The sequence below is a fragment of the Roseinatronobacter alkalisoli genome, from assembly GCF_028745735.1.
Classification (GTDB): Bacteria; Pseudomonadota; Alphaproteobacteria; order Rhodobacterales; family Rhodobacteraceae; genus Roseinatronobacter; species Roseinatronobacter alkalisoli.
The window spans coordinates 67,873-80,619 of sequence record NZ_JAQZSM010000015.1; the positions used below are offsets into that span (position 1 = coordinate 67,873).

At 61.0% G+C, this 12,747-nt stretch carries 13 protein-coding genes; 8 read left to right on the forward strand and 5 right to left on the reverse strand.

What is annotated here, in order from left to right; translation table 11 throughout:
- Positions 1 to 6: 6 nt before the first annotated feature.
- The 3 genes from PUT78_RS15115 to PUT78_RS15125 all read left to right on the forward strand — a co-directional run bounded on the left by PUT78_RS15115 (position 7) and on the right by PUT78_RS15125 (position 3,006).
- The gene (locus PUT78_RS15115) at positions 7 to 1,095 is read left to right on the forward strand and encodes a C4-dicarboxylate TRAP transporter substrate-binding protein (RefSeq protein WP_274353103.1); all 1,089 of its coding nucleotides are present in this window, start codon (positions 7 to 9) and stop codon (positions 1,093 to 1,095) included.
- A gap of 64 nt (positions 1,096 to 1,159) precedes the next feature.
- Positions 1,160 to 1,690 carry a TRAP transporter small permease gene (locus PUT78_RS15120; protein WP_274353149.1) on the forward strand — a complete coding sequence of 177 codons (531 nt, stop codon included), beginning with the start codon at positions 1,160 to 1,162 and terminating at the stop codon, positions 1,688 to 1,690.
- Positions 1,687 to 3,006: a TRAP transporter large permease gene (locus PUT78_RS15125; RefSeq protein ID WP_274353104.1), complete on the forward strand. Its 1,320-nt coding sequence runs from the start codon at positions 1,687 to 1,689 to the stop codon at positions 3,004 to 3,006. Before PUT78_RS15120 ends, PUT78_RS15125 begins: the two co-directional genes overlap by 4 nt.
- 295 nt (positions 3,007 to 3,301) lie before the next feature.
- On the opposite strand, the gene PUT78_RS15130 is transcribed toward PUT78_RS15125, so the two are convergent.
- The 3 genes from PUT78_RS15130 to PUT78_RS15140 form a co-directional block, all read right to left on the reverse strand.
- Positions 3,302 to 4,444, reverse strand: a complete 1,143-nt coding sequence (locus tag PUT78_RS15130) for an alkane 1-monooxygenase (RefSeq protein WP_420793505.1) — start codon at positions 4,442 to 4,444, stop codon at positions 3,302 to 3,304.
- 86 nt (positions 4,445 to 4,530) lie between these two features.
- The gene (gene gloA / locus PUT78_RS15135; protein ID WP_274353106.1) at positions 4,531 to 5,031 is read right to left on the reverse strand and encodes a lactoylglutathione lyase; all 501 of its coding nucleotides are present in this window, start codon (positions 5,029 to 5,031) and stop codon (positions 4,531 to 4,533) included.
- Complete coding sequence (locus PUT78_RS15140) at positions 5,028 to 6,083, reverse strand: A/G-specific adenine glycosylase (RefSeq protein WP_274353107.1); 1,056 nt, start codon at positions 6,081 to 6,083, stop codon at positions 5,028 to 5,030. Before PUT78_RS15140 ends, gloA begins: the two co-directional genes overlap by 4 nt.
- A 99-nt stretch (positions 6,084 to 6,182) precedes the next feature.
- On the opposite strand from PUT78_RS15140, the gene PUT78_RS15145 reads away from it, so the two are divergent.
- The 3 genes from PUT78_RS15145 to PUT78_RS15155 are packed head-to-tail and all read left to right on the forward strand — an operon-like array spanning position 6,183 to position 8,516.
- Positions 6,183 to 6,740: a DUF721 domain-containing protein gene (locus tag PUT78_RS15145; RefSeq protein WP_274353108.1), complete on the forward strand. Its 558-nt coding sequence runs from the start codon at positions 6,183 to 6,185 to the stop codon at positions 6,738 to 6,740.
- Positions 6,740 to 7,396 carry a thioredoxin domain-containing protein gene (locus tag PUT78_RS15150; RefSeq protein ID WP_274353109.1) on the forward strand — a complete coding sequence of 219 codons (657 nt, stop codon included), beginning with the start codon at positions 6,740 to 6,742 and terminating at the stop codon, positions 7,394 to 7,396. Before PUT78_RS15145 ends, PUT78_RS15150 begins: the two co-directional genes overlap by 1 nt.
- A gap of 4 nt (positions 7,397 to 7,400) precedes the next feature.
- The gene (locus tag PUT78_RS15155; RefSeq protein ID WP_274353110.1) at positions 7,401 to 8,516 is read left to right on the forward strand and encodes a CaiB/BaiF CoA transferase family protein; all 1,116 of its coding nucleotides are present in this window, start codon (positions 7,401 to 7,403) and stop codon (positions 8,514 to 8,516) included.
- A gap of 229 nt (positions 8,517 to 8,745) precedes the next feature.
- On the opposite strand, the gene PUT78_RS15160 is transcribed toward PUT78_RS15155, so the two are convergent.
- A complete protein-coding gene (locus PUT78_RS15160) occupies positions 8,746 to 9,378 on the reverse strand; it encodes an outer membrane protein (RefSeq protein WP_274353111.1) in 633 nt (210 codons plus the stop codon).
- 201 nt (positions 9,379 to 9,579) lie between these two features.
- Here PUT78_RS15160 and PUT78_RS15165 point away from each other — a divergent pair, with 201 nt between their 5' ends.
- Positions 9,580 to 10,029 carry a YqaA family protein gene (locus PUT78_RS15165; protein WP_274353112.1) on the forward strand — a complete coding sequence of 150 codons (450 nt, stop codon included), beginning with the start codon at positions 9,580 to 9,582 and terminating at the stop codon, positions 10,027 to 10,029.
- 12 nt (positions 10,030 to 10,041) lie between these two features.
- Here the strand turns inward: PUT78_RS15165 and PUT78_RS15170 are convergent, their stop codons facing one another.
- Positions 10,042 to 10,815 carry a sulfite exporter TauE/SafE family protein gene (locus PUT78_RS15170; RefSeq protein ID WP_274353113.1) on the reverse strand — a complete coding sequence of 258 codons (774 nt, stop codon included), beginning with the start codon at positions 10,813 to 10,815 and terminating at the stop codon, positions 10,042 to 10,044.
- Between the two features lie 246 nt (positions 10,816 to 11,061).
- Here PUT78_RS15170 and PUT78_RS15175 point away from each other — a divergent pair, with 246 nt between their 5' ends.
- On the forward strand, positions 11,062 to 12,723 hold the full coding sequence (locus tag PUT78_RS15175; RefSeq protein WP_274353114.1) for an acyl-CoA dehydrogenase family protein: 1,662 nt from the start codon (positions 11,062 to 11,064) through the stop codon (positions 12,721 to 12,723).
- Positions 12,724 to 12,747: the final 24 nt, after the last annotated feature.

Consider the following 12,747-nt stretch of genomic DNA (forward strand, 5'->3'; position numbering starts at 1 on the left):
AGTACCATGAAACTGACGAAAACACTGATGATGGGCGCGGCTTTCGCCATTGCCGCCGCAAGTGGCGCACAGGCGCAGAACCTGCGCGGCGCGCCCGGTGCGTCGCAGGCGCACCCCTCGACATATATGTATGAAAAATTCGCCGAATATCTGGAAGAAGAAAGCGGCGGCAGCATGAGCCTGACACTGATCGGCCCTGAAGTCGTATCACTGACACAGATCCCCGATGGCCTGCAATCAGAACTGATCAATGTCGGCAACCTGTTGCCGCTGTTCTTTCCGGCGGATTTCCCGCGCACCAATGTTGCGGGTGATATGGCGCTGATCGGGCGGCTTTCACATGCAATGGCACTGGCCATGACCGAATTCGTGGTGAACTGCGAGCCTTGCCAGCAGGAATTCCGCGACAAGGGAATGGTGTTTCTGGGCGCCGGGGCTTCGGACCCCTATGTCCTGTTGACCACGACACCTGTGCGCACTGCCGCAGATCTGCAGGGTCTGCGCCTGCGCTCCGGTGGGGCGCCCTTCTCGCGCTGGGCTGAACATTTCGGCGCTACCCCGGTCAGTATGCCAGTGGGCGAGCAGTTCGAGGGGATGAATCAGGGCACGATTGACGGCACCATGTCGTCAATCGTTGACATGCTGTCATTCCGTCTGGTCGATGTGGCGCAATATGTCACCACGGTTCCGCTGGGCACCTATCATGTGACCTCCAACTTCACGGTGAACCAGTCCACATGGGAAGCCATGAATGCCGAAGACCGCGCAACGCTTGTCCGTGCGGCAAACCGTGCCAACCCGACCCTGACCGACCGCTGGGGTTTCCAGTTGCCGGAAGCCGCGCGCAATGCCGTGGACGCTGCCGGGATCGAAGTCATCGCTCCCGATGATGCATTGCTGGAAGCGTCAGAGGCATTCGCCGCCGCCGACGCAGAAGCGCGCATCAGCGCCGATGAACTTGCCGGACAGTTCGCGGAAGCCGTTGAGAAATGGACAGCGATCCTTGAAGAAACCGGCGATGATCCCGACGCGCTGGCCGCCCGCGCCATGGAAGAAATCTGGGCAAATGTCGATCTGTCCAGCTACGGGCTGTAATGATCCTGAGTGATCCTTTCCCCTTCGGCCGCGTCCGGCCGAAGGGGTTTTTGGGGTGCCTGATATGATTTTTCTGGTCAAACTGGCGGTGGGCCTGTGTCGGGGCCTGTCCCTGATCGGCGCTGTCGCCGTGGTGCTGATGATGCTGCATGTCAGTCTGGATGTGGTTCTGCTGAACCTGTTCCGCCTGTCCATGAACACCACGCCCGAAATCGTGGCGCGTTATTATATGGTTGCCGTGGCCTTTCTGCCGCTGGGCTGGCTGACATTGCGCAACCAGATGATTGCTGTCGAATTGCTGGATTTTGCCATGTCCCGCCCGGTGCGGCTGGTATCGGATTTCGTGATTTATGTCATCGCTGCGGGTGTTTATGCGGTGATGACCTATGCCAACTGGCTTAAGGCGCTGCGCGAGGCGAAGTCCGGCGCATATGTTGAGCTGGTGAGTGTGCAGATGCCGGTCTGGCATTCCTATTTCCTTGTGCCTGCGGGCTTTGCCCTTGCGACACTCGCCTGTGTGCTGATGGCACTGGCAATCCTGTCGGTCAGCATCGGCCAGACCCTGAAAACCACCACAGAAAGCGATGAAACATGAGTGTCGAAATCGGTCTTTGGGGTGTTGCCATCCTGATGGGGCTGCTGGTGCTGCGCCTGCCTGTGGCGCTGGCGCTGATCATCGTGTCCTTCGCCGGGATCTGGGCCATGATCGGGTGGAACCCCGCCATGGGCATTCTGTCGAACACGCCCTATTCCTTTGCGGCGAAATGGACCATGAGTGCCGTGCCCATGTTCCTGCTGATGGGGTTCATAGCCTATCATACCGGGCTGACAGGTGGCCTGTTCGAGGCCGCGAAAGCGCTGCTTGCCAGACTGCCCGGCGGGCTGGCCATTTCATCGGTTTTTGCCTGTTCAGGTTTTGCCGCCGTGTCGGGGTCGTCACTGGCCTGCGCAGCAGCGATGGGGCGCATTGCCATTCCTGAAATGGTCAAGGCGGGCTATCGCCCGTCCATCGCATCGGGCTGTATTGCGGCGGGTGGCACTATCGGTGCGCTTATTCCGCCCTCCATCCTGATGATCATCTATGGCGTCATTGCCGAAACATCGATCATAGAAGTGTTTCTTGGCGGCATTGCCATCGGGCTGCTGACCGCGATTTCCTATTGCATGGTCGTGCTGGTCATTGCCTGGCTGCGTCCCGATATCATTCCGCGTCAGGCACATGTGGAAAAGGCGCATCTGTGGCGTTCGCTTGCGCAGGTGGCCCCGATACTGACGCTGATCGGGTTTATTTTCGGCGGGTTGTTTTCCGGGCTTTTCACCGCCACGCAGGCCGGTGCGGTCGGCGCGCTGGGAACCATCATTCTTGCGGCGTCCATGGGGCGGCTGACCCGCAAGGCCTTCACCGATTCGGTGACCGAAACTGTCATCACCACCAGTTCGCTGCTGATCATCGGCATCGGGGCCACCATGTTCACCCGTTTTCTGGGCCTGTCGGGGGTGTCAAACCTGATTTCGTCCTTCGTGGCGGGGTCGGGCATGACCTATGTGACAGTGCTGCTGGTGATCATCATCATCTATCTGATCCTTGGTACATTCATGGAACCCTTCGGGGCCATGCTGGTCACCCTGCCGATTTTCCTGCCCCTGATCGATGCGCAGGGCCTTAGCCTGGTGTGGTTCGGGGTTCTGGTCGTCAAGCTGCTGGAGGTCGGCATGATCACACCGCCTGTGGGGATGAATGTGTTTGTCATCAAGAATGTGGCCAGCCGCTATGTCACAGTGACCGAGGTGTTCCGGGGCGTGCTGCCCTTCATCCTTGCGGATTTCGTGGTGGTCGCGCTGATTGTCGCATTTCCCGCGCTGGTGCTGTTCCTGCCGGAACTGATGTCCAGCAACGTGGCGCGCCCGTAGGGTATGGTGAAACGGCGGTTGATGGTTCTCAAAGGCGCGGAGCAAAGGCCGCAGCCCGCCGCGCCATCGGTGGGCCGGGGACTGCCGGTCCGGCGTAGTAGAAGTTCACTTTATCCATGCGGCATATTCCGGCTTTCAACGCCTGGCATAGCACCGGGGTAACCGGCAGGCCGCGGGACGGCCCGCCAGTGGCGCGGCGGGCTGCGGCCTTTGCTCCGCGCCTTTGGATTCCCGACATCTGTTTCAGACCAACAGCCTTGCATATGCCCCCACCGATTGCGCGGGCTTTGCACGCTCACGACGCCCCGCGCGGCAAGGGCGTTTCATGACGGTCATAGTCCCCCCAATCCGAAATATCGGGGTAGAACTGCCGCCGCCAGGCGCGCACTTTCGGGTTCATAAACCGCCGCCACAGGGGCGGCACCATCGCCAATGTCGTCAACGCCGGATAGCCGAAGGGCAGTTGCGGGGCCTGATCCGTACCATAGGTCTGCAACAGCGGAAAACGGCGGTCGGGTTTGTAATGGTGGTCGGAATGGCGTTGCAGGTTGATCATCAGCCAGTTTGACGCCCGATGCGAGGCGTTCCAGCTGTGATGCGGGCGCACGGGTTCATATTTTCCGTCCCCCAGATGCCGCCGTGTCAACCCGTAATGTTCAATGTAATTCGTCAGTTCCAGCTGCCAAATGGCAATCAGTGCCTGCCACATGAACAGAACCACCCCCCACCACCCCCCGATCACCAGGGCCAGCGTCAGCATTGCACCCTGAAGCGCGGCGTAACGCCAGAACGGGTTGCTGTGGTGCCAGACCGGCAGGCCCTTGCGTGCCAGCATCGCGGCTTCTGCGCGCAACGCAGATGGCGGGCAATCGCGCAGCACACGCAGAAAATAGGCCTGAAACCCTTCGCCCAGTCGCGCGGTCACCGGGTCGCGCGGGGTGCCGACATAGCGGTGATGCACCTGCAGATGTTCGGACCGGAAATGCGAATACAGCACCGATGCCAGCAGCAGATCGCCCAGCCAGCGTTCCAGTGCGGTTTTCTGGTGCAGCAATTCATGGCTATAGACAATGCCGATCACCCCCGACATGACACCCACCCCGAACATCAGCGCCAGTTCTTCCAGCCAGTGCAGATGTGTGGTGGTGGCAGCCCACCAGAGCGCGCCGAAAATGACCACGCACTGCACCGGAAACCAGATCAGCGTGATCAGCCGGTACCAGAACAGGTCCGCCAACGGGGTTTCAGTGTCGGGGTTGTCGTTATAAAGGCCGGTGATGAAATCCATCACCGTGAATGCCACCCAGCCATAAAGCGGCATCAGCGCCAGCCACCACCCGCCCCAAAGCGCTGCAATAACCACCAGTGGAACAAAGCCCAGCGATGCCCAGAAGGGTAGCGCGGCAGAGAGGCGGCGAAACTGCTGTGGTGTCACAATACGGGCCTTTCGACAAAGGGGGCGCCCTTCGCGGCGCATGATACCAGAAACAAGACCACATCAAAGCCCAGAGAGATGCGACAGATTCACACTCTGTACTGCGCCAGAAGCCCTTCCATCAGGTCTGGCTGGACAATTTCAATCCAATACCCATCTGGGTCGCGGATGAAAGCGATCTCTTTCATTCCGCCTTCGCCCAGACGTTTCTGGAATGTCACGCCCATGGCGTCAAACCGGGCGCAGGCGGCGGCAATATCGGGCACTGCAACACAGATATGGCCAAAGCCCTTGGGGTCGGAATTGCCCGAATGCATGGTGCTGTCATCATTTTCGCTGCCCCAGTTATGGGTCAGTTCCAGCAATCCCATACGGCTGAATGTCTCTTCCAGCGACCCGTCGGCGCAGTCGGCATGACCGCGCGGTTGCAGAAAATAAAGTGAAAACCGCGCATCGTCAAAATCCAGCCTTGTGATCAGCCGGAAGCCCAGCACCTGTTCATAGAATTCCAGCGCGCGCTGCGGATCCTTGATGCGCAGCATGGTATGGGTCAGTTTATAGCCGCTGGTCGGGGAGATGTCGTTAGTCATGGTGCCTCCGTCTGGGTGAAATAGGGCAGTGCCAGCGCATGCGCCTTGCGCATGACAGTGGGCAGCGCGGTCGGGGTGAAATCCTGCGCTGCAACAAACAGCCCCGGCGCATCAATCGGCAGATGGGCCACGCGCAGCGACAGGCGCAAATGGAAATGTGTGAAGGTGTGGCGCACTTCCGCAGTCACGGGCGACCAGTCGGCGGGCACGGGCGCGGCATCTGTCGGCGGGGTGTCGCCCCATGCACTGCCCGGCCAGCCCAGCATCCCCCCCAGAAGCCCATGACCGGGGCGGCGTTCCATCAGCCACGCCCCATCCACGCGCCGCCCGACATAAGCCAGACCAAGACGCACAGGCTTCGCGGCTTTGCGCGTCTTCAGCGGCAGCATCGCCGCAGTACCCGCTGCACGCGCGCTGCAATCCTTCATCAGCGGGCAAATTCCGCAGGCCGGGTTGCGCGGGGTACAGATCGTGGCCCCGAGATCCATGACCGCCTGCGCGTAATCACCGGGGCGGTGCGCAGGTGTCAGCCCCGCCGCCAGCGCCGTCAGCACAGGCTTTGCCGCAGGCAAGGGCGTGTGTTCATCAAACAACCGCGCCATCACACGTTCGACATTGCCATCCACCACCGTTTCCACCCGGTCAAAGGCAATCGCCGCAATCGCCGCAGATGTATAGGGGCCAATTCCGGGCAGTTCCTGCAACCCCGCGCGCGTATCCGGGAAGCCGCCCTGCCCCGCCACCACGCGCGCGCATTTCAGCAGGTTGCGCGCGCGCGCATAATAGCCAAGCCCCGCCCATGCGGCCATCACATCGCCATCATCAGCGGCGGCCAGTGCCTGCACATCCGGCCAGCGGGTGGTGAAGCGGTGAAAATAGTCCTTCACTGCGGCAACCGTGGTCTGCTGCAACATCACTTCCGACAGCCAGATGCGATATGGATCAGGCTGCGCGCCGGACCGTGGCGGAATGCGCCATGGCAGATCGCGGGCATGGCGGTCATACCAGTCCAGCAGCCGCGATGAAATGCCGGTGTCAGCGCTGTCGCGCATGGGTATGGTCCTTCTTGTCAAATTCGCGTGCGCCCTCTGGCCCTTGGCGTCATAAAGGGTAAACTGCGCGAAACAACCCGCAAGAGCACATCTGGTAAAATGGCAAAAAAACCGCCCCAAAAAACGCAAAGCCCCGCCGCGCAGGCCCCGCGCCGCAGACGCGGGTTTGAAGCGGCGTCGGGCCTGCTGAACACCCAGATCCGCAAGGTGGGCGAAGCGCGCGGCTTTGCTGTCAGTCGCCTGCTGACCCATTGGGCCGAAATCGCCGGGCCGGAACTGGCCGCGTGTTGCCGCCCCGTCAAGGTCAGTTACGGGCGCGGGGGCCTTGGCGCCACGCTGACCCTGCTGACAACGGGTGCCGCCGGGCCGATGCTGCAGATGCGTCTGCCCGCATTGCGCGAAAAAGTGAACGCCTGTTACGGCTATAACGCAATTGCGCGTATCAGCCTGACCCAGACCGCGCCGATGGGCTTTGCCGACGGGCAGGCCGCATTCACCCCTGCCCCGCAACCGGCCCCAAAGGCCCCCGATCCACAAATACTGCGTCAGGCAAAGGCCGTCGCAGATGGCGTTCATGATGACGGGCTGCGCACAGCCCTTGAACGTCTGGCTGGAAATGTGCTTTCCAGAGCCTCGCATAACAAAGGACAAACCTGATGAACAAAACCCTTATCCCCGCGCTTGCTGTTGTTGTCGCATTGGGCGGCGGCGGCTGGTGGTACATGTCGCAAGGCCAGAACCAGGTCACCGCGACGACAGCACAGGCGCAGGGCCGCGCGCATCAGATTCACGCGCTGGACATTCCGCTTGGTAACCCTGATGCGTCGGTGGTGGTGGTTGAATATTCGTCCTTCACCTGCCCGCATTGCGCCAGTTTCAATCAGGGCGCCTATCGGCAGATCAAGGAAGAATTCATCGATACCGACCAGATCCTGTATCTGAAACGCGAAGTCTATTTCGACCGCTATGGCCTGTGGGCCGCCATGGTCGCGCGCTGCGGCGGTGAACAGCGCTATCACGGGCTGGTTGAACTGATCTATGAACAGCAGCGCGTCTGGGCCGGATCGAATGACCCGATGGAAGTTGCCAGCAACCTGCGGCGGCTGGGGCGTCAGGCCGGCATGAATGACGCCGAAGTGAATGCCTGCCTTGAAGATGCCGAAAAAGCGCTGGAACTGACAGAATTCTATCAGGCCAATGCCGAAGCCGACAACATCCGCGCCACGCCTACCTTCATGATCAACGGGCAGCAATATTCCAACATGCCCTTCGCCGAATTTCAGCGCGTGCTGAACGAACAACTGGGCGGCTGAAGCGATGGGGCCGCTTGAAGGCGTGCGCGTCGTTGAACTGGCGCGCATTCTGGCCGGTCCATGGGCAGGCCAGACACTGGCCGATCTGGGTGCCGATGTCATCAAGGTGGAATCCCCCGACGGCGACGATACGCGCCGCTGGGGCCCGCCCTTCATTGACCGTGATGGCGCGCCGGAGGCCGCGTATTTCCACGCCACCAACCGCGGCAAGAAATCCGTCATCGCCGATTTCCGCACGCCAGAGGGGCAGGCAAAGGTGCGCGACCTGATCCGCGATGCGGATATCGTGATCGAGAATTTCAAGCTGGGCGGGCTGGTGAAATACGGGCTGGATTATGCCAGCCTGTCGGCGCTGAACCCGCGGCTGATCTACTGCTCCATCACCGGGTTCGGGCAGACCGGTCCCTATGCCAGCCGCGCGGGGTATGATTACATCATTCAGGGCATGTCGGGGCTGATGTCGGTCACTGGCCCTGCTGACGGGCAACCCCATAAAGTGGGCGTGGCCGTTACTGATATATTCACCGGCATCTATGCCAGCACGGCGATTCTGGCAGCGCTTCATGCGCGCACTGTGACCGGCAAGGGCCAGCATATCGACATGGCCCTGATGGATTGCGCAGTGTCGGTCATGGCCAATCAGGCAATGAACTATCTGGCGACCGGCACTGCGCCGGGGCGGCTAGGTAATTTCCACCCCAATCTTGCCCCCTATCAGGTTGTTCCTTGCGCAGAAGGGCACATCATCATCGCCACCGGAAATGACGCGCAATATCAACGCCTTTGCGCCGTTCTGGGGCTGGATGATCTGGCACATCACCCCGATTACGCGACCAATGCCGCCCGCGTCAGTCACCGCGATGCATTGTCAGACCTGATTTGTGCGCGCACCAGCGGCTGGGCAAAGGCTGATCTGCTGGCCGCCTGCGAAGCGCAGGGCGTGCCCGCCGGTCCGATCAATTCCATGGACGAGGTGTTTGCCGACCCGCAGGTCATCGCGCGGGGGCTGGCACTGGACATGGGTGGGCTGAAAGGCGTGCGCTCGCCCTTCACCTTCTCCGGCGGTGATCTGGATTTCAGCCGCCCCGCACCCGCATTGGGGCAGGATGACCCTGCCTGAACCCTACGTTAGGGATACAATAGCGCGGAACAAAGGGCGAAGCCCGCCGCGCGATCGATGGGCCGTCCAGCGGCCTGCCGATCGCACGGGCTTGGTAGGTGCCTGAACGCCCGCTTCACGCCGGGACCACCCGCAAAACAGGGCCATCCAACCTGACATGACAATGGCAAAGGGGGCCTGCCAGACAGCAGACCCCCTTCATTTTTTCGTCACTTAAGCGCTGCAGATATCAGAACTTGAACCCGACACCGACATTCGCGCTTGTGGTGCGCACGCGCGCATTGGCCGCGCCCACCGATTTGACCTGCGTATGCGACAGCCCGGTCCGCAGCATCGTGTTGTCGTTCAGCATGTAATCAACGCCGACACCCAAAGTCGCACCGGTCGATGTCTCTGATGACACACCGCTGCCGCCGGTGCGCATGATTGTCGGGCCTGCATTCACATAGGCCAGCGTGCGCTGATCAGGGCCGAAGGGCATACCAGCTGACAGCAGCAGCGATGCCGTGCCGCGAATGCTGTCGCCGCCCGGCAGGTCTGAACTGCCCGGCAATACCGGTGTTACAACACCTTCAACGCCCAGTACGGCCTGACCCATGTCCATGCGATAACCGGCAAAAACACCGGCTGTACCGCCCAGACGATTTGAATCGCCGGTCACGCTGGTCTGACCAAAGCCCAGCTGCCCACCGACATAACCACCGGTCCAGCTGAAACGTGGTGCGGCGGGGGCCATTGGCTGTGCGGGTTGCGCTATCTGCGGCTCTGCCATCGGCGCGCCGGATTTGGATGTCGATTGCGCAAATGCGGGCGCTGCCAGCAGGCTGGCGGTCACTGCAGCGGTTGCGAAACTCCTGATCATGTTCGTACCTCATTCATTTATGGTCGGGCGCCGGATGCGGCACCTCGCGTTACAGGTAATTGACTTACCCTGACACTGTAACCCGCCAACCCCATCACGGTTCCACACATCGGGGTGATTGCCTGCGAACTGGCATTTTTGCGCCGATGGCCGTATCAGGGTGGCAATGACACGCAAAACCGACAGAACTGGCCGTCAGGCATGATCACCATTATCGCAGCGCTGGCTGCCTTGTTTGCTGCTGCATTTCTGGCAGCCACCATCATTCCCTTTCAGTCAGAGGTGGTCTTTCTGGCCATGCAGACGGCGAATCTGACAACTGTCGTGATGCTGGTGGCGGTGGCATCAGTGGGCAACACGCTGGGGGCCTTCGTGAATTACGCAATTGGCGCGCGGATCGAGCATTACCGCGACCGGCGCTGGTTTCCCGCCCGCCCTGCGCAACTGGAACGCGCGCAACGCTGGTTCGCGCGCTATGGGGTATGGTCACTGCTGCTGAGCTGGGCACCCTTGCTGGGGTGGTTCACACTGGTTGCGGGCATCATGCGCACCCCCTTGTGGCAATTCGCTGTCCTTGTCGCCATCGCCAAGACCGCGCGCTATTCATTGCTTGCATGGCTGACCTTGCGCGCGGTGGATATGGTGGCCTGACCACCGCGTGCGCTACAGCCCCGCTGCCTGCCGCAGCAGGTTCAGCCCGGTTACCACCAGCATGATCAATGTCCAGCGCCGGAAGGTGTCGGCGTTCAGGCGGTCCTGAATGGCATAGCCCAGCCACAGGCCAATCATCCCCGGCACCACCATCGCTGTGGAAAACCATATGGATTGCGCGTTCAGCACCCCCGACGCGCTATGGCCCACAACCAGCGCAATAGCCCCGACAAGGAAAACCACGCCCAGCACACGCACCATGTCGCGTTTGCCGGTATCAACGGAAATCAGATACATCATTACCGGCGGCCCCCAGACCCCCGACACCCCGCCATACAGCCCGCCAACCGCACCACTTATCCATTCCGCGCGCCTGCGTCGGTCCACGCGCACGCGCAACGGAACTTTCAGCAATTGCAGCACGGCAAAAGCCACAATCGGCCCGCCCAGGATGGCCAGCAGCACTGCGCGCGGCAGGAATGTCAGCATCTGCGCGCTGATCAGCAGGCACACCACCAGCGCCAGCAACATGCGCCAATACACCCTGACCGACGCGAAGGCGGCCGCACTGCCTTGCCGGAATGCCTGGCTGATATTGGTGACCAATGTGGGCAGCGCCAGCCCCGCAAGCGCCAGTTCCACCGGCATGATGGAACTGAACCCCGAAATCATGATCATCGGCATCGCAAAACCCAGCGCCCCCTTGACCAAACCGGCAAGCAGCGAAATGGCGACAGCGCCCAGAAATACCGACGGGGACAGGCCCGCAGAAAGAAGTTCCAGCATTTCAGCTCCCTGATGCATGGTGATCGCGACGCAGGATAGGCCGTATCAAAGGCGACTGCACCCCGATTCAGACACGCAGCCGCTTGCGTGCAGCCCATCAGCCGGGGCAACGCTCCGCGCGCTGGACGATGCGACAGAATGATAAAGAATTTGAGCATTAAATTGAATTTTTCTTGCGCAGCCATGGCGAACCATCTATGTCATGCTGCAGATGCGAAATACACGATCCAATGACCGGAGTGACCCATGCCGCATGATGGACAAACCATGCCTTCAACCCTGCTTGATGATCTGCTTGCCCTGACACAGGCGGCGCTGGCCCCTGTCGAAGATGCGCTGACGCAGGCCACGGACAATATGCGCGCACGGGTGGCCCCGTCCGGCAAGGTGGATGCGGATCTGCTGGAAGCGGACCAATATGCCGCGCATGCGCTGGCGTGGCTGGCCACCTATGTCGAAAGCCTGCGCCAGATGCAGGGCTGGGCCGAACGGCTGCACACTGACGGCAAATTCGGTGAGATGGAGCGCCTGATTCACCAGATCGGCTTTGGCGAATACCTGAACCAGATCGCGGGCGGCATTCCCATGAATCAGGGCGAAGTCGCGCGCCTGTCGGATCTGGGTGTCAGCGTTGATCTGGACAATGGGGCCGCCGGGCACCTGCGCGCGCAGGGCAACAGCAATGCCGCGCGCATGGCGCTGGTTGCCCTTATGCGCCAGAACCATGGCCGCGCCACATTCGGCGCAACAGGGCTGGATGACGACCTTGAAATGATCCGCGACCAGTTCCGCCGCTATGCCGAAGAACAGGTCACCCCCCATGCGCATGACTGGCACCTGAAAGACGAGTTGATCCCGATGTCGGTGATTGATCAGCTTTCGGAAATGGGTGTTTTCGGCCTGACGATTCCCGAAGAATTCGGCGGGCTTGGCATGCCGAAGGCCGCGATGGTGGTGGTATCAGAGGAATTGTCGCGCGGCTATATCGGGGTTGGCAGTCTGGGCACGCGCACCGAAATCGCGGCAGAACTGATCCTGTGCGGTGGCACGCAGGACCAGAAGGAACACTGGCTGCCGAAACTGGCATCCGGGGAAATCCTGCCCACTGCTGTTTTCACTGAACCCAATACCGGGTCTGACCTTGGCAGCTTGCGCACCCGCGCAGTCAGGGTGGGCGATGACTGGGAAATTACCGGCAACAAGACCTGGATCACCCATGCCGCGCGCACCCATGTCATGACCGTGCTGGCCCGCAGCATTCCCGACACGCAGGATTATCGCGGATTGTCGATGTTTCTGGCCGAAAAGGAACCGGGCAGCGTTGAAAACCCCTTCCCCACCCCCGGCATGACCGGCGGCGAGATAGAGGTGCTGGGCTATCGCGGGATGAAGGAATATGAACTTGGCTTTGACGGGTTCAAGGTGAAGGGGGACAACCTGCTGGGCGGGGTCGAAGGGCAAGGCTTCAAGCAATTGATGCAGACCTTTGAATCGGCCCGCATTCAGACGGCTGCGCGCGCCATCGGCGTGGCCCAGAACGCGCTGGAAGTTGCCATGCAATATGCCGGGGACCGCAAGCAATTCGGCAAATCCCTGATCGAATTCCCGCGCGTGGCGTCCAAACTGGCGATGATGGCCGTGGAAATCATGATCGCGCGGCAACTGACCTATTTCAGCGCCCGTGAAAAAGATGCAGACCGCCGCTGCGACCTGGAAGCGGGCATGGCCAAACTGCTGGGCGCGCGCGTGGCATGGGCCGCGGCCGATAACGGGCTGCAGATTCATGGCGGCAACGGGTTCGCGCTGGAATACCAGATCAGCCGCATTCTGTGCGATGCGCGTATCCTCAATATATTTGAAGGGGCGGGCGAGATTCAGGCGCAGGTGATCGCGCGGCGCTTGCTGTAGCGGGTCTGTTTGCGCCTGAATGGC

Excerpts from the sequence above, each read along its gene's own strand:
- PUT78_RS15145 (WP_274353108.1), top strand. The coding sequence starts at position 6,183 with ATGGCAAAAAAACCGCCCCAAAAAACGCAAAGCCCCGCCGCGCAGGCC.
- PUT78_RS15175 (WP_274353114.1), top strand. The coding sequence starts at position 11,062 with ATGCCGCATGATGGACAAACCATGCCTTCAACCCTGCTTGATGATCTG.
- PUT78_RS15155 (WP_274353110.1), top strand. The coding sequence starts at position 7,401 with ATGGGGCCGCTTGAAGGCGTGCGCGTCGTTGAACTGGCGCGCATTCTG.
- PUT78_RS15170 (WP_274353113.1), bottom strand. The coding sequence starts at position 10,815 with ATGCTGGAACTTCTTTCTGCGGGCCTGTCCCCGTCGGTATTTCTGGGC.
- PUT78_RS15150 (WP_274353109.1), top strand. The coding sequence starts at position 6,740 with ATGAACAAAACCCTTATCCCCGCGCTTGCTGTTGTTGTCGCATTGGGC.
- PUT78_RS15160 (WP_274353111.1), bottom strand. The coding sequence starts at position 9,378 with ATGATCAGGAGTTTCGCAACCGCTGCAGTGACCGCCAGCCTGCTGGCA.
- PUT78_RS15125 (WP_274353104.1), top strand. The coding sequence starts at position 1,687 with ATGAGTGTCGAAATCGGTCTTTGGGGTGTTGCCATCCTGATGGGGCTG.
- PUT78_RS15120 (WP_274353149.1), top strand. The coding sequence starts at position 1,160 with ATGATTTTTCTGGTCAAACTGGCGGTGGGCCTGTGTCGGGGCCTGTCC.
- PUT78_RS15165 (WP_274353112.1), top strand. The coding sequence starts at position 9,580 with ATGATCACCATTATCGCAGCGCTGGCTGCCTTGTTTGCTGCTGCATTT.
- PUT78_RS15115 (WP_274353103.1), top strand. The coding sequence starts at position 7 with ATGAAACTGACGAAAACACTGATGATGGGCGCGGCTTTCGCCATTGCC.
- PUT78_RS15140 (WP_274353107.1), bottom strand. The coding sequence starts at position 6,083 with ATGCGCGACAGCGCTGACACCGGCATTTCATCGCGGCTGCTGGACTGG.
- gloA (WP_274353106.1), bottom strand. The coding sequence starts at position 5,031 with ATGACTAACGACATCTCCCCGACCAGCGGCTATAAACTGACCCATACC.